The following is a 22,340-nucleotide window of genomic DNA, read 5'->3' on the forward strand; positions in this document are numbered from 1 at the left end:
GGTGCATGCTGCTCAACCCCCGCACCCGGTTCAAGTCGGCGCTGCTCGCCTCCGCCGTCTCCGTCTGCCTCGTCGCCGCGAGTGCCCCCGCGGCCCCCTTGGGCGTCGGCGACCGCCTCTTCCCGCACCTGGGCAACCCCGGCTACGACGTGGCGTCGTACGACCTCGCCTTCAGCTATCCCGGTAGCAACAGCAAGCCGCTGTCCGCCGTCACGACCATCGACGCCTGGACGACGACGGCACTGGAGCACGTCAACCTCGACTTCTCCCACGGGAAGGTCGGCTCGGTCGAGGTCGACGGTGAGCCGGCGTCGTTCACCAGCGCCGGCGAAGACCTGGTGGTGACGCCCCGGGCGCCGCTGCCCGCCGGGAGCTGGATGCGGATCACCGTGCGGCACACCAGCGACCCCGTGTCCGCGGCCGGCCGGGACGGCGGCTGGGTGCGGACCAAGGACGGGCTCGCGATGGCGAACCAGGCCGACGCCGCGCACCTGGTGTTCCCGTGCAACGACCACCCCTCAGACAAGGCCGTGTTCACGATCAGGGTCACCGCCCCGAACGGCTACACGGCGGTGGCCAACGGTCTGCCCGCGGGTGTCGACCGGGTCGGCAGGGCCACGACCTGGACGTACCGCACCCAGCACCCCATGGCCACCGAACTGGCCCAGGTGTCGATCGGCCGCTCCACGGTGGTCCACCGCACCGGGCCGCACGGACTGCCCGTACGGGATGTCGTGCCCACCAAGGACCGCGCGCTGTTGGAGCGGTGGCTGAAGAAGACGCCCGGGCAGATCGAGTGGATGGAGAGCAAGGTCGGCCGCTATCCGTTCGAGACGTACGGGGTCCTCATGGCCGAGGCGTCGACCGGCTTCGAACTGGAGACACAGACACTCTCTCTCTTCGAGAGAGACCTGTTCACCGAGCCCGCGTACCCCGAGTGGTACGTCGACTCGATCATGGTGCACGAACTGGCCCACCAGTGGTTCGGCGACAGCGTCAGCCCGCGCACCTGGTCCGACCTGTGGCTCAACGAAGGACACGCCACCTGGTACGAGGCGCTGTACGCGGAGGAGAAGGCGGGCAGGCCTCTGGTGAACAGGATGAAGGCCGCGTACGGCGCCTCCGACCGCTGGCGGGCCGCCGGCGGGCCACCCGGTGCGCCCAAGGCACCCAAGGACGGGCAGAAGATCGGCATCTTCCGCCCGAACGTCTACGACGGTGCCGCTCTCGCCCTGTACGCCCTGCGCCAGGAGATCGGCCGCCCGGCGTTCGAGCGGGTGGAGGCGGCATGGGTGGGACTCCACAAGGACGGCGTCGCGGGCACCGCCGACTTCGAGCGCCTCGCGTCCGACATCGGCGGGCGGGATCTGAGCGCGTTCTTCCAGGCATGGCTGTACGCGGAGAAGACGCCGCCGATGCCCGGGCACCCGGACTGGAAGTCCGTCGCGCCCACGACATAGCGCCGCGAAATAACACCGTGACGAGACGGGGCGTGCCGTGCGACCATCTTCAGGTCGGCGGCGCTGCCCCCGGCCTCACGGGACGGGTTCCGGGAATCTCCCGGGGCGCTCGTGCGTTGTACTCAGTGACGGGCCTGTTCCGTCGCCGCACACCGAATCCGCATCGACGTAAGGACCCAATGACCTCCTCTTCTTCCCCTTCCCAGGACACTGAGCGCCTCGCGCACACCTACCCCGAAGGTCTTCGGGCCGATGCCCTGATGGAAGAGGACGTCGCCTGGAGCCACGACATCGACGGAGACCGGGACGGCGACCAGTTCGACCGCTCCGAGCGCGCCGCCCTGCGCCGCGTGGCGGGCCTCTCCACCGAGCTCGAGGACGTCACCGAGGTCGAGTACCGCCAGCTCCGTCTGGAGCGGGTCGTGCTCGTCGGCGTCTGGACCACGGGGACCATCCGGGACGCGGACAACTCGCTCGCCGAGCTCGCAGCCCTCGCGGAGACCGCGGGCGCGCTCGTCCTCGACGGCGTCGTCCAGCGCCGGGACAAGCCCGACGCGGCCACCTACATCGGCTCCGGCAAGGCCAACGAACTGCGGGACATCGTCCTCGAAACGGGCGCGGACACGGTCATCTGCGACGGTGAGCTGAGCCCCGGCCAGCTGATCCACCTCGAGGACGTCGTCAAGGTCAAGGTCATCGACCGTACGGCCCTGATCCTCGACATCTTCGCCCAGCACGCCAAGTCCCGAGAGGGCAAGGCGCAGGTCGCGCTCGCGCAGATGCAGTACATGCTGCCGAGGCTGCGAGGCTGGGGTCAGTCGCTGTCCCGTCAGATGGGCGGCGGCAAGGGCGGTGGCCTCGCCACCCGTGGTCCCGGTGAGACCAAGATCGAGACGGACCGGCGCCGGATTCGCGAGAAGATGGCGAAGATGCGCCGGGAGATCGGCGAGATGAAGACCGGCCGCGAGATCAAGCGTCAGGAGCGCCGCCGCAACAAGGTGCCCTCGGTCGCCATCGCCGGTTACACCAACGCCGGCAAGTCCTCGCTGCTCAACCGTCTCACGGGTGCGGGCGTGCTCGTCGAGAACTCCCTGTTCGCGACCCTCGACCCGACCGTGCGCCGGGCCGAGACCCCCAGCGGGCGCCTCTACACGCTGGCCGACACCGTCGGTTTCGTCCGGCACCTGCCCCACCACCTCGTCGAGGCGTTCCGCTCCACGATGGAGGAGGTCGGTGACTCCGACCTGATCCTGCACGTGGTCGACGGTTCGCACCCGGCGCCGGAGGAGCAGCTGGCCGCCGTGCGCGAGGTGATCAGGGACGTCGGCGCCACCGGCGTACCCGAGATCGTCGTGATCAACAAGGCGGACGCGGCCGACCCGCTGACGCTCCAGCGGCTGATGCGGATGGAGACGCGTTCGATCGCGATCTCGGCCCGCACCGGTCAGGGCATCGCCGAACTGCTCGCGCTGATCGACAACGAGCTGCCCCGGCCCTCGGTCGAGATCGAGGCGCTCGTGCCGTACACCCACGGCGGGCTGATCGCCCGTGCCCACACCGAGGGCGAGGTGATCTCCGAGGAGCACACCGCGGAGGGCACGCTGCTCAAGGCGCGGGTGCATGAGGAACTGGCGGCGGATCTGTCGCCGTATGTTCCGGCGGCAGCGGCGCTTTAGGCTCCGCCGGCGGGTGCGTTTTCGTCTGCGGGGCCGTTGTGGCTGGTCGCGCAGTTCCCCGCGCCCCTTGAGCAGGCCCCCATGCCTTCGGCATGGGGGCCTGTCGCGTCACTGGTCGGCGAACTTCGCGCTTACCTCGTCGTACACGCCCTGTGCCACCTTGCCCAGCCTCGGGCCCGCCAGCCAGCCCGAACTCACCGGGCCGATCGAGGTGTTGGAGACCAGGGCCGGATTGCCGTCCGAGCCCGTGGCGACCCAGCCGCCGCCGGAGGAACCGCCGGTCATGGTGCACCCGATCCGGTACATCGTCGGATCCGCCCTGACGATCGACAGCCGGCCCGGCCGGTCCTGGCACTGGTACATCGTCTCGCCGTCGAACGGCGCGGCCGCCGGATAGCCGGTCGCCGTGATGCTCTCCACCTGCGACACGGCAGGCGCGTCGAAGTCCACCGGGAGGGCCGAACCGACCGTCTCCTCCAGCGACTTGCCGCTACCGCCCTTCTCCGGCGTCACATGAATGACCGCGAAGTCGTACGGTGCTCCGTCGCCGCCCGTCGAACCCCCCTGCTCGATCCACTGGTCCGAGGTCTGCGCCCAGTCACCCCACCAGGCGCCGTACGGAGCGACCTGCGCGCGAGGAGCGTTCTCCAACTCGGCGCCGGACATACCCGCGTCGTTGTACGACGGCACGAAGGCGATGTTGCGGTACCAGCCGCCCTTCTTGCCAGCGTGCACACAGTGGCCCGCCGTCCAGACGAGGTTCGACTTCCCGGGATGTGCGGGGTCCTTCACCACGGTCGCCGAGCAGACCATCGTGCCCTCGGGGGCGTCGAAGAAGACCTTGCCCGCCTCGGGTGCGTTGGCGTGGTAGCCGGGCGGCACGGCCTCCGCGTCCACCGAGGCCGGCGTCGGGTCGGTGACACCCTGATCACCCGCGAGGTCGTTCTCGTCGACACTCTTCTCCGGGTCGTCGGCGTCCCGCATCCGGTCCGTGTCCCACAGGCCCTCGATGATCGGGTTGACGTAGTCCTCGGCCTCGCGCAGCCAGTCGTCCTTGTCCCAGTTCTTCCAGGCGCCGTTCTTCCACTGGTCGATGTCGATCCCGTGCTCTTTGAGCTTGTCCTTGAGACCGTCCGGGATCGTGATCTTTCCGGTGCCGTCGTCGGCCGCCGAGGCGGACTCCTGTCCGCTCGCGTCGGCGCTGCCGGAGTCCGAGCCGGAGCCGCAAGAGGTGGCGGTGAGCGCGAGCGCCATGGCGAGGCCGACGGCGGCCGGTACGGGGGAGATGCCGCGGCGCGCGCCCCTTTCACGGCGGGTGATGAAGGGCGGACGTATGGGTCGCATGGTGTGACTCCCCCTGGCGTGGTCGAACCGTGAGTGAACTGACGTGATGTGCCGCGGTCCCGTGGCGTCCCCGCGCGGTGCGCCGGGGTGCCTGTGAGCGAGAGCGCGGTGTCGTGGAGTGCTGTCGCCGGACGGCATCACACACTATGCGGTCGCCGTGGGGGACACCCGGTGGAACGGCAACGGTTTCGCTACGGGCCGTCTGATCTGGTCATTGTCCGGCCGACTGCCCATGTGACGTCCTCTCACGCCTGATTCCGCTGGGGCTGTTGGCCATCAGAGGCGTCAACTGCGAACCCGTGACTCCGGGGGCTTCGGCCCGCAACAGCTCGGCCACGGCAAGGATCTTGAAGACAACCCGTGACTCCGGTGGGTGGCCGGAGGTTGGTAACGGGAGGGGTGTCTTGGTGAGTTGACGGTCGGCGGGGCGGGCGGAGCAGTGGGGAGTCGGGGCATTGGGGCTGCGGGAGTCCGTGGAAGTGGACGCCGATGCGGGAGTGTGCGCGGGTGCACGCGGGGCGCACGAGGGAATTCTGCGGCGCCAGTCGGCGCGTGAATCGGCGGCACGCACCTATGCGCGCGCCCTGCCGATCGTCCCCGTACGGGCGCGAGGGCTGACGATCGAGGGCGCCGACGGCCGCCGCTACCTCGACTGCCTCTCGGGCGCGGGGACACTGGCCCTGGGGCACAACCACCCCGTTGTCCTTGAGGCGATCCGCGGGGTTCTCGACTCGGGTGCGCCGCTGCACGTCCTCGACCTGGCGACCCCCGTCAAGGACGCCTTCACCACCGAACTGTTCCGCACCCTGCCGCCCGGACTCGCGGACCACGCGCGCGTGCAGTTCTGCGGACCGGCCGGGACGGACGCGGTGGAGGCCGCGTTCAAGCTCGTGCGCGCCGCGACCGGCCGCACCGGCATGCTCGCCTTCACGGGCGCCTACCACGGCATGACCGCCGGTTCGCTCGACGCCTCCGGTCACGCGTCCGACGTACGGGTCGCGCGGCTGCCCTATCCCCAGGACTACCGTTGCCCCTTCGGCATGGGCGGTGACCTGGGCGCCGAACTCGCCGCCCGCTGGACCGAGTCCGTCCTCGACGACACCAAGTCGGGGGTGCCCCTGCCGGCCGGGATGATCCTCGAACCCGTCCAGGGCGAAGGCGGAGTGATTCCCGCGCCGGACGCCTGGATGCGGCGCATGCGACGGATCACCGAGTCCCGCTCGATCCCCCTGATCGCCGACGAGATCCAGACGGGAGTCGGCCGCACCGGCATGTTCTGGGCGGTGGAACACAGTGGGGTCACGCCCGACGTGATGGTGCTGTCCAAGGCCATCGGCGGCAGTCTGCCGCTCGCCGTCGTGGTCTACCGCGAGGACCTCGATGTCTGGGAACCCGGCGCCCACGCGGGCACGTTCCGCGGCAACCAGCTCGCCATGGCGGCCGGCACAGCCACTCTGGCGTATGTCCGCGAACACGGCCTCGCCGGACGGGCGGCCACCCTGGGCGCCCGCATGCTCTCCCAACTCCAGGGGCTGGCAGCGGAGTTCCCGATCATCGGCGACGTGCGCGGCCGGGGACTGATGATCGGCGTCGAACTGGTGGAGCCGGGAGCGGAGCGGAACTCCGCCGACGGTGACCTCCGTACCGGGGCGACCGGTGGCCACGCCGACAGCGACAGCCGTACGAGAGTAGTTCGGAGCTCCGCTCGCCGAGGCACCGAGCCGGAGGGGTTCCCGGGCCGGACCGGCGGCGGGCCGCGTCCCGCAGCGCCCGAACTGGCCGCCGCCGTACAGCGGGAGTGTCTGCGCCGGGGCCTGATCGTCGAGCTCGGCGGACGCCGGGCGAGCGTCGTCCGCCTGCTTCCACCGCTGACCATCAGCGACGAACAAGCCACCGCGGTACTCGACCGACTGGCCGACGCCGTGGCAACGGTGGCTCGCGCCCACACCGACCACGGCCGCCCGCCCACCCACTCCGAGGGAGCGGGCTAGCCACCGAGGCCCCCTCCGCAAGCACCGGCGGCAGCGGCCCGACGCCCGCCCGTACCACCCCGGTTCGCCCCACGCGCACCCGAACAACCTCACGAGGAACCGTCTTGAACAGCACCCCCGTACCCGAAGGCCGTTCCCACCCCACCCCCGCACGAGGTTCGGGCGGCACACAGACCCCGGACGGGCCCGGGCGGGAAACGGTGCCCCGGCAGAAGGCAGCGGCCAGGGACGCCGAGTGGTTGCGCGATGCCACGGCCGACCTCCTGGAACACCTGGATCCCCACACGGCAGCCCAGGCAGCGGCCACCGAGAACCTGCTGCGCTGCTGGGTACGGGAGAACAACCTCACCGCCCCCGCCGACGGCACCCTCCGCATCCCCCTCCCCACCAGCGGCACCGCCCTGCTGGCCCCGGTCCACTACTGGTCCCCGACCGGCTGGCACCGCTTCGGCCTGCCCCACCTGGCCGACGCCCCCGCAGGAGCACCGGCCGCCGACGCGGTCACGGTCGCGACACTGCTCGCGAGGGAGGCGTACGACGGCCCAAAGCCGGACAGGGCCGACACCGACGGCACCTCGGCCGAAGCCGAGGTCCAGGGCGCGCGGCCGCCCGCCTCCACCGTCCTGCCCCCCGACGCCGTCGACCTGGTCGCACGTGTCGCCGACTCCGTCCGCCGTACCGCCACCTTCATCAGCGACCGTCGCGCACAGCCGGCCGACGGGCCGGACCTCTTTCTCGCCGCCGAGCAGGCGCTGCTGCTCGGCCACCCGCTGCACCCGACCCCGAAGAGCCGTGAAGGGCTTGCCGAGGCCGAAGCCCGGCTCTACTCACCGGAGTTGCGCGGCTCTTTCCCGCTGCACTGGATCGCGGTGGCTCCCTCCGTACTCGCCACCGACTCCGCCTGGACCGAGCGAGGCCGTCCTGTCCGCGCCGAACAGCTCACCGAGCAGCTCGTCGGCGCCGCACTGCCGCTGCCGCTGCCCGACGGGTACGCGGCCCTCCCGGCGCACCCCTGGCAGATCCGTGAGGTGCGGCACCGCTCGCGCATCGCAGCCCTGTTCGACGCCGGCCTGCTCCGCGACCTCTGCACCCACGGCTCCCCCTGGCACCCCACCTCCTCCGTACGCACCGTTCACCGTTCGGGCGCCCCCGCGATGCTCAAGCTCTCGCTGGGGCTGCGCATCACCAACTCCCGGCGCGAGAACCTCCGTAAGGAACTCCACCGGGGTGTCGAGGTGCACCGGCTGCTGCGCGGTGGCCTGGCCAAGCAGTGGCAGGTCACGCACCCGGGCTTCGACATCGTCCGCGACCCGGCCTGGCTCGCCGTCGACGACCCCGACGGCCGTCCCGTCCCCGGCCTCGACGTGGTGATCCGGCACAACCCGTTCCACCCGGCGGACGACGTCGCCTGTGTCGCCGGCCTTGTCTCGCCCCGACTCCGCACCCACCTGGGTGGCGACGCCGACCGACAGTCCGAGGGGCCGATCCCGGGGTCCCGGCTGGCCGAGGTCGTCACACGTCTCGCCGGACGAACCGGCCGCCCTCGCGGAGCCGTCGCCGCCGAGTGGTTCCTGCGCTACCTGGAACACGTCGTACGGCCCGTGCTCTGGCTGGACAGCGAGGCCGGCATCGCCCTGGAGGCCCACCAGCAGAACACCCTGCTCCTGCTGGACGGGGACGGCTGGCCCCGGGGAGGGCGCTACCGCGACAACCAGGGCTACTACTTCCGCGAGTCCCGGCGCACCGAACTCGACGCCCGGCTGCCCGGCATCGGTGAGCGGAGCGACACGTTCGTCTCCGACGAGGTCACCGACGAACGCTTCGCCTACTACCTCGGCATCAACAACGTACTCGGCCTCATCGGCGCCTTCGGCTCGCAGCGCCTCGCCGACGAACAGCTGCTGCTGGCCGCTTTCCGGCGCTTCCTCGGAGACATCGCCTCCGGTCCCGCCCGACTGCGTACGTCCCTGCCCGGCCGTCTGCTGGACTCACCCGTCCTGCGCTGCAAGGCCAATCTGCTCACCCGGCTGCACGGTCTCGACGAACTCGTCGGCCCGGTCGACACCCAGTCCGTCTACGTCACCATCGCCAACCCCCTTTCACGCTGAGGAACGTGACTCACCCCATCTCCTGAGAGGAGCGTCCCGTGCCTCCCACGGACGCGCGCACCGCCGCCCGCACCGACGTCCGAACCGTTCCGGTCTCCGACCACGGCGCCGGCCTCCGAACGGGTTCCGACAGCGAGGACACGCTGGAGCTGCGCCTGCCCGACGAGTTCCTGGCGCTGTGCGAAGCCGACGATCTCCTCGACCGCATCGGGGACTGGGGGCCGACCCGTACGCCCGCGGGCTCGTTCCATCTCGTCCCCGCGGAGGTCGAGCGCGATCTCCCGTTGATCGGCCGCTGGATGAACGACCCGACCGTCGCCACCTTCTGGGAGCTCGCCGGTACCCCGTGTGTGACCGAGGCCCATCTGCGGTCCCAGCTCGGCGGTGACGGACGCAGCGTGCCCTGTCTGGGCGTGCTGGAGGGCACCCCGATGAGCTACTGGGAGATCTACCGCGCCGACCTCGATCCCCTGGCCCGGCACTATCCCGCTCGTCCTCACGACACCGGACTGCACCTTCTGTTCGGCGGTGTCGCCGACCGCGGCCGAGGGCTGGGCAGCATCCTGCTCAGAGCAGTCGCCGATCTCGTACTCGACCGTCGCCCTTCCTGCGCGCGCGTGGTCGCCGAACCCGACCTGCGCAACACGCCTTCGGTATCGGCCTTTCTGAGCGCAGGCTTCCGGTTCTCCGCGGAGGTCGACCTGCCCGCCAAGCGGGCCGCCCTCATGGTCCGGGACCGGGTCCTGCGCGATGCTCTGTAGACCTCCCTCGCCCCTTCCGTCCCCACCGTGCGCTCCCGCCTTGATCACCCGATTGTCAGTGCCGCCCCGTAGGGTGGTCGCGCTATGACGAAGCCCTCACTCCCTGAACTCCTGCATGCTGCCGTCACCGCCGTCGGCGGTACGGAGCGCCCCGGCCAGGTGACCATGGCCGAAGCCGTCGCGGAGGCGATCGACGACGGTTCCCATCTGCTGATCCAGGCAGGCACCGGCACCGGCAAATCCCTCGGCTACCTCGTTCCCGCGCTCGCGCACGGGGAGCGTGTCGTGGTCGCGACCGCCACTCTGGCGCTGCAGCGCCAGCTCGTGGAGCGGGACCTGCCGCGCACGGTCGACGCGCTGCACCCCGTGCTGCGCCGCCGACCCGAGTTCGCCATGCTCAAGGGAAGATCGAACTACCTGTGCCTGCATCGCCTCCGCGAGGGCATGCCGCAGGACGAGGACGAGGGGCTGTTCGACCAGTTCGAGGCGGCGGCGCCCACCAGCAAGCTGGGCCAGGACCTGGTGCGCCTGCGCGACTGGTCGGACGAGACCGAGACCGGCGACCGCGACGGCCTCACGCCCGGTGTCTCCGACCGGGCCTGGGCACAGGTCTCCGTCTCCTCCCGCGAGTGCCTGGGCGCCTCGAAGTGCGCGTACGGAGCCGAGTGCTTCGCCGAGATGGCTCGCGAGCGGGCCAAGCTCGCGGAGGTCGTCGTCACGAACCACGCGCTGCTCGCGATCGACGCCATCGAGGGCGCGCCGGTCCTCCCGTCGCACGAGGTGCTGATCGTCGACGAGGCGCACGAACTGGTCTCGCGGGTCACCGGAGTGGCCACCGGCGAGCTCACTCCCGGCCAGGTCAACCGTGCCGTGCGCCGGGCGGCGAAGCTCGTCAACGAGAAGGCCGCCGACCAACTCCAGACCGCGGCCGAGGGCTTCGAGCGGGTGATGGAGCTGGCCCTGCCGGGCCGACTGGAGGAGGTCCCGGAAGACCTCGGCTACGCGCTGATGGCACTGAGGGACGCCGCCCGCACGGTGATCTCCGGGATCGGCGCGACCCGCGACAAGTCGGTCCAGGACGAGGACGCGGTGCGCAAACAGGCGCTGGCCTCGGTGGAGAGCGTGCACGACGTCGCGGAGCGGATCTCGAACGGCTCCGAGTGGGACGTCGTCTGGTACGAGCGGCACGACCGCTTCGGAGCCTCCCTGCGCGTCGCCCCCATGTCGGTGTCGGGCCTCCTCAGGGAGAAGCTCTTCACGGACCGCTCCGTCGTTCTGACGTCCGCGACGCTCAAGCTGGGCGGCGACTTCAACGGCGTCGGGGCCTCCCTGGGCCTCGCCCCGGAGGGCACTGCGGGAGACGACCTCCCGCACTGGAAGGGCGTCGACGTCGGCTCGCCCTTCGACTACCCCAAGCAGGGCATCCTGTACGTCGCCAAGCATCTGGCGCGGCCCGCGCGCGACGGCGACCGCGGGGACATGCTCGACGAGCTCACGGAGCTGATCCAGGCAGCGGGCGGGCGCACGCTCGGCCTGTTCTCCTCGATGCGGGCGGCCCAGCTCGCGGCCGAGGAACTGCGTTCCCGCATCCCCGAGTTCCCGATCCTCCTCCAGGGCGAGGAGACGCTCGGCGAGCTGATCAAGAACTTCGCGGCCGACCCGAAGACCTGTCTGTTCGGCACCCTGTCGCTCTGGCAGGGCGTCGATGTCCCGGGCGCCAGCTGCCAGCTGGTCGTGATGGACAAGATCCCGTTCCCGCGCCCGGACGACCCCCTGATGAGCGCCCGCCAGAAGGCCGTCGAGGACGCCGGGGGCAACGGCTTCATGGCCGTCGCCGCCACCCATGCGGCGCTGCTCATGGCCCAGGGCGCCGGCCGTCTGGTACGGGCGACGGGGGACCGCGGGGTGGTCGCCATCCTGGACCAGCGGTTGGCCACGGCCCGGTACGGGAGCTATCTGAAGGCTTCGCTGCCGGACTTCTGGTACACCACGGACCGCAATGTGGTCCGGCGATCGCTGGCCGCGATCGACGCCGTGGCGAAGCAGACGGAGGAAGCCGAGCCGACCGGGGAAACCGAGCAGGCGGAGGAAGCGTAGACACCGAAGTGCCGGCCGCCGAGTTCATTCGGCGGCCGGCACATTCGTGCGCCTGAACACGGCACAGCGCAGGGCCCCGGAACCGGCGCAGGGGTTCCGGGGCCCGGTCAGGGGCGGGTCGTCAGGCCCGCCACCCGCACGTCTCACACGCGGCGGAGCACCGCCACCACCTTGCCGAGGATCGTCGCCTCGTCACCGGGGATCGGCTGGTACGCGGAGTTGTGCGGGAGGAGCCAGACATGGCCGTCCTCGCGCTTGAAGCGCTTGACCGTGGCCTCGCCGTCCAGCATCGCGGCCACGATGTCGCCGTTCTCGGCGACCGGCTGGCGGCGGACCGTCACCCAGTCGCCGTCGACGATCGCGGCCTCGGTCATCGAGTCACCGACGACCTTCAGGACGAAGAGCTCTCCGTCCCCCACCAGTTGGCGGGGGAGCGGGAACACGTCCTCGACCGATTCCTCGGCGAGGATGGGACCGCCGGCGGCGATACGTCCCACAAGGGGGACGTACGACGCGGCGGGCTTGCCCGCGGTGTCCGTGGGCTGCACGGAAGCCCCTTGGTCGGAACCGCGTACTTCATAGGCGCGCGGGCGGTGCGGATCGCGCCGCAGGAATCCCTTGCGCTCCAGGGCCATGAGCTGGTGTGCGACCGATGAGGTACTGGAGAGGCCGACTGCCTGCCCGATCTCGCGCATCGACGGCGGGTAACCGCGTCGTTGCACGGAGTCCCTGATGACCTCGATCACGCGCCGTTGCCGGTCGGTGAGTCCCGAGCTGTCCGCTCGGATTCCTGGAGGTCGCCCAGGGAGGGACCGCTTGTGTCCCTCGGGATTCGTGGCTTCGTTCATCGCATGCACCGGCTCGAGTCGGCCCTGGGAGCGGTCCTGGGCGGTGATGGTGGCACTGTCTGCGGTGGTGGTCACGTCGGCCCCTCTCGATGGTCTCCCGTGCAGTGCAACGGTAGTTGCTTTCGAAAGGTTGCGCCAAACACACGTTCGAGTGAAATATTGCAGATAGTCTGCCGCGATCAAATATCTAGGTGTATGGCTAGCGCCACGCCGGGCGGGCAAAAGGGCTCATTGTTGTACCTTCGCCGCCGGTGTGGCGGCCTCGTGGGCCGGTGCCCAAGTCTGCCATCCGGAACCCCGTCAACCGGGAACCGGCGCCCGTCGCGCGCTGTTCTCACCGTATCTCCGCATGTTCCCCAGCGGTACGGTCCCGCGGCACATGCCAATACCGGTGCGACACGCGCGTACGCGGTGGATGACGGGCCAATCCCCACATCTAGTGGTTGGATTGCAGTAGTAGCCCAGAAGTTGTGGTCCCCCGGGTCTTCGGCCCCTCGGGCATCGCCTATGCTGGGGGCTGCTTCGAGGGGCCCGAGGGTCCTTTCGAGGCCATGGAGTCTGCTGTGAGGGAGGGTTGGAGAACATGCACTGCCCCTTCTGCAGGCATCCCGACAGCCGTGTCGTCGACAGTCGTACGACCGACGACGGCACGTCGATCCGCAGGCGCCGCCAGTGCCCTGACTGCTCCCGTCGGTTCACGACCGTCGAGACGTGCTCGCTCATGGTGGTCAAGCGGTCCGGAGTCACCGAGCCCTTCAGTCGTACGAAGGTCATCAATGGTGTGCGCAAGGCATGTCAGGGACGGCCTGTCACCGAGGACGCGCTCGCCCAACTCGGCCAGCGGGTCGAGGAAGCGGTGCGGGCCACCGGAAGCGCCGAGCTGACCACCCACGACGTGGGGCTGGCCATACTCGGTCCGCTGCAGGAACTCGACCTCGTCGCCTATCTGCGATTCGCGTCCGTCTACCGGGCGTTCGACTCGCTGGACGACTTCGAGGCCGCCATCGCGGAGCTGAGGGAAGCGCCGCGCCGCCCCGTCGTGGACGACGAAGACCCGGATGCGGGGCGCCGGCAAGACGATCGCGGGTCCGGAGGGACTGCTCAGGTCCCCGTGCCCGCCAACGCCGCCGACTGACCGGCGGGCCGGACCCGGACGGTGCGTTCGGACCCGGCCGGGTGACGGCGATCCAAAGACCTGTTGCGGGCGGCGCCGAGAGGGCCTCCGCAGCGCAAGAAACACACCGTGTCATGGGAACAACGTGACACCTCTGGGCGTTTTGCCCGATACAGGGAGGCGGCATGACAGAGACGGCGAGCGGTCCGGCACGGAGTTCCCGCGCCAAGGGCAGCACCAAGGCGAGCAAGGGGCTGCGCGTCGAGCGCATCCACACCACCCCCGGCGTGCATCCGTACGACGAGGTCGAGTGGGCGAGCCGTGACGTCGTCATGACCAACTGGCGCGACGGCTCGATCAACTTCGAGCAGCGTGGCGTCGAGTTCCCCGACTTCTGGTCGGTGAACGCGGTCAACATCGTCACCAGTAAGTACTTCCGCGGTGCTGTCGGCACCCCGCAGCGCGAGGTGAGCCTCAGGCAGCTCATCGACCGCATCGTGAAGACGTACACAAAGGCCGGTGAGGACTACAAGTACTTCGCCTCCCCGGCCGATGCCGAGATCTTCGAGCACGAGCTGGCGTACGCCCTCCTGCACCAGATCTTCAGCTTCAACAGCCCCGTCTGGTTCAACGTCGGGACCCCGCAGCCCCAGCAGGTCTCGGCCTGCTTCATCCTGTCCGTCGACGACTCCATGGAGTCGATCCTCGACTGGTACAAGGAAGAGGGCATGATCTTCAAGGGCGGCTCCGGCGCCGGCCTGAACCTCTCCCGGATCCGCTCCTCCAAGGAGCTGCTCTCCTCCGGCGGCAACGCCTCCGGCCCGGTCTCCTTCATGCGCGGCGCCGACGCGTCGGCAGGGACGATCAAGTCGGGCGGCGCCACTCGCCGCGCGGCCAAGATGGTCATCCTCGACGTCGACCACCCCGACATCGAGGACTTCATCGAGACCAAGGTGAAGGAAGAGGAGAAGATCCGCGCCCTGCGCGACGCGGGCTTCGACATGGACCTGGGCGGCGACGACATCACGTCCGTCCAGTACCAGAACGCCAACAACTCGGTCCGCGTGAACGACACGTTCATGAAGGCGGTCGAGGCGGGCGGCAAGTTCGGGCTCACCTCCCGGATGACCGGTGAGGTCATCGAGGAGATCGACGCCAAGGAGCTCTTCCGCAAGATGGCCGTCGCGGCCTGGGCCTGCGCCGACCCGGGCATTCAGTACGACGACACGATCAACCGCTGGCACACGTGCCCGGAGTCCGGCCGGATCAACGGCTCGAACCCGTGCAGCGAGTACATGCACCTGGACAACACGTCCTGCAACCTCGCCTCGCTGAACCTGATGAAGTTCCTGAAGGACGACGGCAAGGGCCGCCAGTCCTTCGAGATCGACCGCTTCGCGAAGGTCGTCGAGCTCGTCATCACCGCGATGGACATCTCCATCTGCTTCGCCGACTTCCCGACCCAGAAGATCGGCGAGAACACGCGCGCGTTCCGCCAGCTCGGCATCGGCTACGCCAACCTCGGCGCCCTGCTGATGGCGACCGGCCACGCGTACGACTCCGAGGGCGGCCGTGCCCTGGCCGGCTCCATCACCTCCCTGATGACCGGCACGTCGTACCGCCGCTCCGCCGAACTCGCCGCGGTCGTCGGCCCGTACGACGGCTACGCCCGCAACGCGCAGCCGCACCTGCGGGTCATGAAGCAGCACGCCGACGAGAACGACAAGGCCGTCCGTATGGACGACCTGGACACGCCGATCTGGGCCGCCGCCACGGAGGCCTGGCAGGACGTCGTCCGCATCGGCGAGAAGAACGGTTTCCGTAACGCCCAGGCGTCCGTCATCGCCCCGACCGGCACCATCGGTCTCGCGATGTCCTGCGACACCACCGGTCTTGAGCCCGACCTCGCGCTGGTCAAGTTCAAGAAGCTCGTCGGCGGCGGCTCGATGCAGATCGTCAACGGCACGGTCCCGCAGGCCCTGCGCCGCCTGGGCTACCAGGAGGAGCAGATCGAGGCGATCGTCGCCCACATCGCCGAGCACGGCCATGTGATCGACGCCCCGAGCCTCAAGCACGAGCACTACGAGGTGTTCGACTGCGCCATGGGCGAGCGGACCATCTCCGCGATGGGTCACGTCCGCATGATGGCCGCGATCCAGCCGTGGATCTCCGGCGCCCTGTCCAAGACGGTCAACATGCCGGAGACGGCGACCGTCGAGGAGGTCGAGGAGATCTACTTCGAGGCCTGGAAGATGGGCGTCAAGGCGCTCGCGATCTACCGCGACAACTGCAAGGTCGGCCAGCCGCTCTCCGTCAAGAAGAAGGAGACCGAGAAGGCCGAGGTGACCGCGAAGACCGAGGCGACGATCCGTGAGGCCGTCGAGAAGGTCGTCGAGTACCGCCCGGTCCGCAAGCGCCTTCCCAAGGGGCGCCCCGGCATCACCACGTCCTTCACGGTCGGTGGCGCCGAGGGCTACATGACGGCCAACTCCTACCCGGACGACGGTCTCGGCGAGGTCTTCCTGAAGATGTCCAAGCAGGGCTCGACCCTCGCGGGCATGATGGACGCCTTCTCGATCGCCATCTCGGTGGGCCTGCAGTACGGCGTGCCGCTGGAGACGTACGTCTCGAAGTTCACGAACATGCGCTTCGAGCCGGCCGGTATGACGGACGACCCCGATGTCCGCATGGCCCAGTCGATCGTCGACTACATCTTCCGCCGCCTGGCGCTGGACTTCCTTCCCTTCGAGACGCGTTCCGCCCTCGGCATCCACTCCGCCGACGAGCGTCAGCGTCACCTGGAGACGGGTTCCTACGAGCCGAGCGACGACGACGTCGACATCGAAGGGCTGGCCCAGTCGGCCCCCCGCGCACAGGAACTGAAGGCCGTGGCGGCCCCGAAGCCCGTCATCGCGGAGGCACCGGAGCCGGCTCTGCAGCAGGTCCACACCAGTGCCGAACTGGTGGAGATGCAGCTGGGCATCCAGGCGGACGCCCCGCTGTGCTTCTCCTGCGGTACGAAGATGCAGCGGGCGGGGTCCTGCTACATCTGCGAGGGATGCGGGTCGACCAGCGGCTGCAGCTGATGTCGGCCGTCGGCTAGGCAATTGACCAGCAGATCAGGGCGGTGGAGCCGGTTTCATGGCTCCACCGCCTTCTGCGTGGTGGGTGCGCCGCCGTAATCTCCGTCCATGGATGACACGTTGCGGCGTCACGACGGTGATATCGGTGAGCTCGCGGGGGCGGCCCGGGCCGCAGCTCTCGATGCGCTGGTTGTGGATCTCCGTTCCCCCGATCCCGTCGTACGTGACGAGGGCGCGTATGCCACGGCCGTCCGCTGGATACCCGGCCTCGACGCGACGGAGCGGCGGTGGCTCGGGGATCGTACGGCCGGGCTGTTCGACGATCCCGGCATTCAGGCGCGTGCGTTCGCTCCCCTCGTGCTCGCTCGGATCGTCGATGCGGGGGACTGGCGGCAGGAATGGTGGGAGGCCTTTGCCGGGTGGTATCCCGGCGAGACCGATCTGCGCGGGTACGACACCACGCTCGGCTGGGTGCATGCCGCCGCGCACGGTGCCGATCTGTTGGCGGCTCTCGGGCGACGCCCGCAGCAGGATGCCCTGCCCTTGTTCGAACTGGCCGTCGCGCGGCTGCTGGCCGGCACCGAGCATGTCTTCGACGCTCAGGAGGACGACCGGATCGCTCGTGCGCTGGCTCAGATTCTGTGCAGGCCCGGTCTGGGCGTCGCCGAGTCGGTGGGATGGCTGGACACTGTCTCTGCCGCGTTTCGCACGGGGGAGCCGGGGCCGGTTCCCCCATGGGCCTCCAACACCATGCGCACGCTGCGCATGCTCTACCTGCTGGCCGACCGCGGACTGCTGACGCCGGGAGGGGACGGCCGCCCGAGTACGGTCACCCAACGGGAGGCCGTACTCGATGCCTTGGCCGCCACCCTAGCGATCGTCACCCCTTACCTGCCCTCCCCTTCGGGGAGGGATCAGGTCTGACGGGTGCGGCCCATCGTCCTGGTGAACGTCGCGGGGTCTTCTTCGAAGCCCTGGACACCGGAGTGGAAGTCCCACGACCCGGACTCGTCGCGGACGAACTCGGCGACCGTGGCCGCCGTCGACCCCAGAACCCCGCCGAAGTCGTCCTCGGCCAGGACGGTGTAGCCCTCGCGAATGCGCAGGCCGGGCCCCTGGACGCTGACGAACGTCCGGTGCGTGGAGCGCTGCTGGATGATGACGCCGACCACCACGCGCGCGTACTGGGCGGCCAGGCGCTCGAACTCGAGTGTCATGACCTCGTCCCAGCCGAAGCCCTTGCCGTCCTTGCTGTCCCGGTTGAGCGTGATCGTGCCGTCCGGCGAGCGGCTGTCGAAGTGCACCACGTAGGCGGGATCGCCGTACGGATCGCTCGCCGGGTAGGTCGCCGCGACGATGTCGAGATCGGTGGGCGGCTGTCCTGCGGGACTGGGATCCCACTTCAGCGCGACTTCGGCCTTACGGATCCCCTTGTTGAGGGCTTTCACCAGACTTCCCCTTCCCCGTTTCCCGTGTTCTGTCGCCTCAACTGCGGGTCCATCGCAGCTGGTTGTCCATCGTGTCACGTGCGCGGGGGCGCTCGCGCGGTTGTACTCCGCCCGAGCGTGACCGGCGCCACGCTCCGTGGCCTTACGATGGCGCGGTGCTGGTCAAGTGGATTCGCTGCACCGTGGTGGACCGCCGCGGTTTCGAACGGGGGCAGCGAAAATGGGCGGGACTTCTGGGGGAGCCGGGATTCCGGGGGCAGGGCGGGGGCTGGAGCCGGGGGCGTCCCGGCGTGGCGCACGTCTTCTCCTTCTGGGAGAGCCGTGCCTTCTACGACTCCTTCATGGCTCGTTCCCATGACCGGCTCGCCACCGCCCAGTCGGGCACCTTCAAGGATCAGCAGGTCAAGCTCTTCGACCACCGCTTCGATGTGAAGACCGGCTTCGAACCGCGCTTCACGGAGTCCGACCTGGTACGCGTGGCGCACTGCCGTGTCCATGAGGAACGCGCCGAGCACTTCGCACTGATGCAGGAGAAGGTCTGGAACCCGGCGATGGCGGGTTCGCCCGGCATGGTGCGGGGCCTGTTCGGCGAGGCGCCGGGGCACGAGTTCCTGATCCTGTCGATGTGGCAGTCGGCCGCCGAGCACGGCAAGTACCGGGCCGAGCGCGTGGAGCGGCTGGCGCTGCGGGCTCAGCTGGAGGCGGATGTCGCGGCTCTCGCCGGTGACATCGTCGAACTGGAACCCGGCTGGATAGTCTGAGACGCGGACTCTGTGTGCTCCAGCGAGCACGACATGTGTGACATACGCCGTATAGAGACCGTGCGATTGCCCGGTCGGCGCCGACTCGATCTAGGGTTTTGGCATGGTAAGACCACGGCGCATCGTCCTTGTCCGGCACGGCGAGTCAATGGGCAATGCCGATGACACCGTCTACGAACGCGAGCCGGACCATGCCCTGGCCCTCACCGAACGCGGCTGGCGACAGGCCGAGGAGACGGGCAAACGGCTGCGCGAGGTGTTCGGGCAGGAGCAGGTCAGTGTGTACGTCTCCCCGTACCGCCGTACGCACGAGACCCTGCGGGCGTTCGGCCTGAACTCCGACCTCATACGCGTACGCGAGGAGCCCCGGCTGCGCGAGCAGGACTGGGGGAACTGGCAGGACCGGGACGACGTACGGCTCCAGAAGGCGTACCGGGACGCGTACGGGCACTTCTTCTACCGCTTCGCCCAGGGGGAGTCCGGCGCCGACGTGTACGACCGGGTCGGCGGCTTCCTGGAGAGCCTCTACCGCAGCTTCGAGGCCCCCGACCATCCGCCCAACGTGCTCCTGGTGACCCACGGGCTGGCCATGCGCCTGTTCTGTATGCGCTGGTTCCACTGGACGGTCGCGGAGTTCGAGTCGCTGTCCAATCCGGGGAACGCGGAGATGCGGATGCTCGTTCTCGGGAGTGACGGCAGGTACACCCTTGACCGGCCGTTCGAGCACTGGTGTGATCCGGAATCGTACGGAGTCACCGGCTAGAGTGGCAGGGCCATGACCGCTGATTCCTCTCCCCGTGAGCGCCTGGAGCGCGCCCTGTCCAGCCTGCGCGGACTCGCGGTGGGCGACGCGCTGGGGTCGCAGTTCTTCGTGCCCGTGAATCACCCGCTGCTCAAGCACCGTGAGCTGCCGCCCGGCCCCTGGCAGTGGACGGACGACACGGAGATGGCGTGCTCCGTGGTGGCCGTGCTGGCCGCCCATCGCCGCATCGACCAGGACGCACTGGCCCACTCCTTCGCGGACCATCACGACTTCGACCGTGGATACGGCCCCGCCGTGAACCGGCTCCTGCGGCTGGTCCGGGAGGGCGGCGACTGGCGCGAGCTGGCATCGGCCCTCTTCAACGGGCAGGGATCCTGGGGCAACGGCGCGGCCATGCGCATCGCCCCCCTGGGTGCCTGGTACGCGGACGACCCGGAGCAGGCGACCCACCAGGCGGAGATCTCCGCCTACCCCACTCACCAGCACCGCGAGGCCGTGGTCGGTGCCATGGCTGTCGCCGCGGCCGCCGCCCTGGCCGCCGCTCCGGGTGGCCCGCCGAGCCCCGGTGCACTCCTCGACGGCGTCATCGCGCTCGTCCCGAGAAGCGCCGTCACGGCGGGGCTGCGGCGGGCCCGGGACATGCTCGACTACGCCGACGCGGGCACGGTCGCGGCCGTACTGGGCTGTGGCCGGCGTACGTCGGCGCTCGACACCGTGCCGTTCGCGCTCTGGTCCGCCGCGCGCGCCCTGGGTGACTACGAAGAGGCCTTCTGGGCGACAGCCCAGGCGGGCGGCGACGTGGACACGAACTGCGCCATCGTGGGCGGGGTACTCGCGGCGGGGAAGGCGGGGGCGCCGCCGCCGACGTGGCTGGAACGGACGGAACCGTTGCCGGGGTGGGTGCCGGCGGGGTCGTAGCCCTGCTGTGGGTGTGGATATCGCTGGTGTGGGTGACGCGGCTCGGCCGGTGGTGGAGGCCGGTGCGGCGTTGCCTTGCCGCACCGGCGTAAGAGCACCGGACGTCGTCCGCGCATGGCCTCCCGGAGCGGCGTACGGCACTCCGGGAGGCCATGCAGGGTGGAGCGACCGATGACCCCGCCGGCAGTGCCTGCGGCCCCCCTGGCGAGGGATCAGCCGCCCGCCGGGCCCGCGGTGCTCGCTGTGCCCGCCAGGGCCTCCAGGTCGCTCTTGCGGACGCGGATCACGAACCAGGCGGTGACGAGGGCCAGTACGGCCATCGCGGCGGCCGGGATGAAGGCCGTGGAGATGCCGTGGGCCAGTACCTCGTGGCTCCAGGGAGCGGGCAGCTGGTTGGTCCTGGCGAACTCCGCCTTCTGTTCCGGCGATGCCTCGGCGAGGAACTTGGGTACCTGTTTTGTCGCCTCGTCGCGACTGGCCGAGCCGAACACCGTCGTCAGGATGGAGAGGCCGAGCGAACCACCCACCTGCTGCGTGACGTTGAGCAGCCCGGACGCCGCGCCCGCCTCGTGCGCGGCGACCCCGGAGACCGCGGTCAGGGTCAGCGTCACGAAGTTCAGGCCCATACCGAAGCCGAACACCACCATCGGGCCGAGCACCCCGCCGACGTACGAGCTGTCCGGGGTGATGAAGGCCTGCCAGACGAGGCCGAACGTGGCCAGCGCCGAGCCGACGACCATGAACGGTTTGGGGCCGAGGACCGGCAGGAAGCGCTGCGAGAGGCCCGCGCCGATGGCGATCGCGAAGGTCACCGGCAGGAAGGCGAGGCCCGCCTCGATCGGCGTGTACTGCAGGACGTTCTGTACGAACAGGACGATGAAGAAGAACATGCCGAACATCGCCGCGGCCAGGCTCAGCATGATCACGTACGTGCCCGAGCGGTTGCGGTCGACGAACATCCTCAGCGGAGTGATCGGCTCCTTGGCGCGCATCTCCACGAAGCCGAAGGCGGCCAGCAGGACCACCGCCGCGCCGAAGGACCCGAGGGTCAGGCTGTCCCGCCAGCCCTCCTCCGCCGCGCGGATGAAGCCGTAGACGAGGGACGCCATGCCCAGTGTCGAGGTCAGCGCGCCCGCGATGTCGAAGCGGCCGGGGTGGCGTTCGGACTCGCCGATGTATATCGGCGTGAGCACGGCGATCAGGAGACCGATCGGTACGTTGACGAAGAGGACCCAGCGCCAGTCGAGCCACTCCGTGAGCATGCCGCCGGCGAGCAGACCGACGGCGCCGCCGCCGGCTGAGACGGCGGCGAAGACCCCGAACGCCCGGTTCCGCTCCGGGCCTTCGGCGAACGTGGTGGTGATGAGGGCCAGTGAGGTGGGCGAGGCGATCGCGCCGCCCACGCCCTGGAGGGCCCGTGCGGCCAGCAACTGCCATGGTTCCTGGGCGAGTCCGCCCAGCAAAGAGGCGGCGATGAACAGCAGGATGCCGGTCAGGAAGACCCGGCGGCGGCCGAGGATGTCACCGGCCCGGCCGCCGAGCAGGAGCAGACCGCCGAAGGTGAGCGTGTAGGCGCTGACCACCCAGGTGAGGTCGGTGGTGCTGAACTTGAGGGCGTCTTGAATGTGCGGGAGAGCGATGTTCACAATCGTCGCGTCGAGTACCACCATGAGTTGGCAGGCCGCGATGACGGTGAGCGCTATGCCGGGATGCCCCTCCCGGCGGGCCGCACCTGGTTTCTGGTCCTTCGTCAGAGAAGAGGTAGTCACTATGGGTCCCCCATAAGAGCGCTAGTGAACGCTCGCGTTCACTGTCGCGTCAAACGGTAGTGAGTACCCGACAGTGAACGCAAGCGTTCACTGAAGTCGCCGCCGCGGCGCGTATCGATTGCCTGGGTAGTCTCGGTGATCACCTCACCGGAGATCCCGCCGCCCGGAGATCCGTGACAATGCCGACAATCTTCATGAT

The 22,340-nt window shown here is 69.6% G+C and carries 16 protein-coding genes; 12 read left to right on the forward strand and 4 right to left on the reverse strand.

Annotation, left to right across the window (positions count from 1 at the left end; translation table 11 throughout):
* Positions 1 to 5: 5 nt before the first annotated feature.
* Both ACH4TV_RS35950 and hflX read left to right on the forward strand, forming a co-directional pair.
* Positions 6 to 1,460 (forward strand): M1 family metallopeptidase, encoded by a 1,455-nt coding sequence (locus tag ACH4TV_RS35950; RefSeq protein WP_398405470.1) that lies wholly within the window; start codon positions 6 to 8, stop codon positions 1,458 to 1,460.
* A 179-nt stretch (positions 1,461 to 1,639) separates the two neighbouring features.
* Positions 1,640 to 3,136 carry a GTPase HflX gene (gene hflX, locus ACH4TV_RS35955; protein WP_398405471.1) on the forward strand — a complete coding sequence of 499 codons (1,497 nt, stop codon included), beginning with the start codon at positions 1,640 to 1,642 and terminating at the stop codon, positions 3,134 to 3,136.
* 108 nt (positions 3,137 to 3,244) lie between these two features.
* On the opposite strand, the gene ACH4TV_RS35960 is transcribed toward hflX, so the two are convergent.
* Positions 3,245 to 4,480 carry a trypsin-like serine peptidase gene (locus ACH4TV_RS35960; protein ID WP_398405472.1) on the reverse strand — a complete coding sequence of 412 codons (1,236 nt, stop codon included), beginning with the start codon at positions 4,478 to 4,480 and terminating at the stop codon, positions 3,245 to 3,247.
* Between the two features lie 479 nt (positions 4,481 to 4,959).
* On the opposite strand from ACH4TV_RS35960, the gene ACH4TV_RS35965 reads away from it, so the two are divergent.
* The 4 genes from ACH4TV_RS35965 (at position 4,960) to ACH4TV_RS35980 (ending at position 11,437) form a co-directional block, all read left to right on the forward strand.
* On the forward strand, positions 4,960 to 6,471 hold the full coding sequence (locus ACH4TV_RS35965; protein WP_398405473.1) for a diaminobutyrate--2-oxoglutarate transaminase family protein: 1,512 nt from the start codon (positions 4,960 to 4,962) through the stop codon (positions 6,469 to 6,471).
* Between the two features lie 104 nt (positions 6,472 to 6,575).
* Positions 6,576 to 8,579 carry an IucA/IucC family protein gene (locus ACH4TV_RS35970; protein WP_398405474.1) on the forward strand — a complete coding sequence of 668 codons (2,004 nt, stop codon included), beginning with the start codon at positions 6,576 to 6,578 and terminating at the stop codon, positions 8,577 to 8,579.
* A gap of 38 nt (positions 8,580 to 8,617) precedes the next feature.
* Positions 8,618 to 9,340, forward strand: a complete 723-nt coding sequence (locus tag ACH4TV_RS35975) for a GNAT family N-acetyltransferase (RefSeq protein WP_398405475.1) — start codon at positions 8,618 to 8,620, stop codon at positions 9,338 to 9,340.
* Positions 9,341 to 9,424: 84 nt separating this feature from the next.
* Positions 9,425 to 11,437, forward strand: coding sequence for an ATP-dependent DNA helicase (locus ACH4TV_RS35980; protein WP_398405476.1), 2,013 nt, complete (start codon positions 9,425 to 9,427; stop codon positions 11,435 to 11,437).
* 143 nt (positions 11,438 to 11,580) lie between these two features.
* On the opposite strand, the gene lexA is transcribed toward ACH4TV_RS35980, so the two are convergent.
* A complete protein-coding gene (gene lexA / locus ACH4TV_RS35985) occupies positions 11,581 to 12,360 on the reverse strand; it encodes a transcriptional repressor LexA (RefSeq protein WP_398405477.1) in 780 nt (259 codons plus the stop codon).
* Between the two features lie 508 nt (positions 12,361 to 12,868).
* Here lexA and nrdR point away from each other — a divergent pair.
* The 3 genes from nrdR (at position 12,869) to ACH4TV_RS36000 (ending at position 17,406) form a co-directional block, all read left to right on the forward strand.
* On the forward strand, positions 12,869 to 13,420 hold the full coding sequence (gene nrdR, locus ACH4TV_RS35990; RefSeq protein WP_398405478.1) for a transcriptional regulator NrdR: 552 nt from the start codon (positions 12,869 to 12,871) through the stop codon (positions 13,418 to 13,420).
* A gap of 164 nt (positions 13,421 to 13,584) precedes the next feature.
* Positions 13,585 to 16,485, forward strand: a complete 2,901-nt coding sequence (locus ACH4TV_RS35995; RefSeq protein ID WP_398405479.1) for a vitamin B12-dependent ribonucleotide reductase — start codon at positions 13,585 to 13,587, stop codon at positions 16,483 to 16,485.
* Positions 16,486 to 16,590: 105 nt separating this feature from the next.
* On the forward strand, positions 16,591 to 17,406 hold the full coding sequence (locus tag ACH4TV_RS36000; RefSeq protein ID WP_398405480.1) for a DUF2785 domain-containing protein: 816 nt from the start codon (positions 16,591 to 16,593) through the stop codon (positions 17,404 to 17,406).
* Here ACH4TV_RS36000 and ACH4TV_RS36005 read toward each other — a convergent pair.
* A complete protein-coding gene (locus ACH4TV_RS36005; RefSeq protein ID WP_398405481.1) occupies positions 17,397 to 17,930 on the reverse strand; it encodes a TerD family protein in 534 nt (177 codons plus the stop codon). The genes ACH4TV_RS36000 and ACH4TV_RS36005 overlap by 10 nt on opposite strands.
* A 155-nt stretch (positions 17,931 to 18,085) precedes the next feature.
* On the opposite strand from ACH4TV_RS36005, the gene ACH4TV_RS36010 reads away from it, so the two are divergent.
* The 3 genes from ACH4TV_RS36010 (at position 18,086) to ACH4TV_RS36020 (ending at position 20,372) form a co-directional block, all read left to right on the forward strand.
* Entirely contained in the window at positions 18,086 to 18,691 is a 606-nt protein-coding gene (locus ACH4TV_RS36010) for a YdbC family protein (protein ID WP_398405482.1), read from the forward strand.
* A gap of 103 nt (positions 18,692 to 18,794) precedes the next feature.
* Positions 18,795 to 19,454: a histidine phosphatase family protein gene (locus tag ACH4TV_RS36015; protein ID WP_398405483.1), complete on the forward strand. Its 660-nt coding sequence runs from the start codon at positions 18,795 to 18,797 to the stop codon at positions 19,452 to 19,454.
* Positions 19,455 to 19,466: 12 nt separating this feature from the next.
* Positions 19,467 to 20,372, forward strand: a complete 906-nt coding sequence (locus tag ACH4TV_RS36020) for an ADP-ribosylglycohydrolase family protein (RefSeq protein ID WP_398405484.1) — start codon at positions 19,467 to 19,469, stop codon at positions 20,370 to 20,372.
* Positions 20,373 to 20,584: 212 nt separating this feature from the next.
* On the opposite strand, the gene ACH4TV_RS36025 is transcribed toward ACH4TV_RS36020, so the two are convergent.
* Complete coding sequence (locus tag ACH4TV_RS36025) at positions 20,585 to 22,141, reverse strand: MFS transporter (protein ID WP_398405485.1); 1,557 nt, start codon at positions 22,139 to 22,141, stop codon at positions 20,585 to 20,587.
* Positions 22,142 to 22,340: the final 199 nt, after the last annotated feature.

The sequence above is a fragment of the Streptomyces sp. NPDC020898 genome (assembly GCF_044333925.1).
Lineage (GTDB): Bacteria > Actinomycetota > Actinomycetes > Streptomycetales > Streptomycetaceae > Streptomyces.

What these genes read in the sequence shown, in the direction of transcription:
- ACH4TV_RS35950 (WP_398405470.1), top strand. Translation starts at nt 6, where the DNA reads ATGCTGCTCAACCCCCGCACCCGGTTCAAGTCGGCGCTGCTCGCCTCC.
- hflX (WP_398405471.1), top strand. Translation starts at nt 1,640, where the DNA reads ATGACCTCCTCTTCTTCCCCTTCCCAGGACACTGAGCGCCTCGCGCAC.
- ACH4TV_RS35960 (WP_398405472.1), bottom strand. Translation starts at nt 4,480, where the DNA reads ATGCGACCCATACGTCCGCCCTTCATCACCCGCCGTGAAAGGGGCGCG.
- ACH4TV_RS35980 (WP_398405476.1), top strand. Translation starts at nt 9,425, where the DNA reads ATGACGAAGCCCTCACTCCCTGAACTCCTGCATGCTGCCGTCACCGCC.
- nrdR (WP_398405478.1), top strand. Translation starts at nt 12,869, where the DNA reads ATGCACTGCCCCTTCTGCAGGCATCCCGACAGCCGTGTCGTCGACAGT.
- ACH4TV_RS35995 (WP_398405479.1), top strand. Translation starts at nt 13,585, where the DNA reads ATGACAGAGACGGCGAGCGGTCCGGCACGGAGTTCCCGCGCCAAGGGC.
- ACH4TV_RS36000 (WP_398405480.1), top strand. Translation starts at nt 16,591, where the DNA reads ATGGATGACACGTTGCGGCGTCACGACGGTGATATCGGTGAGCTCGCG.
- ACH4TV_RS36015 (WP_398405483.1), top strand. Translation starts at nt 18,795, where the DNA reads ATGGTAAGACCACGGCGCATCGTCCTTGTCCGGCACGGCGAGTCAATG.
- ACH4TV_RS36020 (WP_398405484.1), top strand. Translation starts at nt 19,467, where the DNA reads ATGACCGCTGATTCCTCTCCCCGTGAGCGCCTGGAGCGCGCCCTGTCC.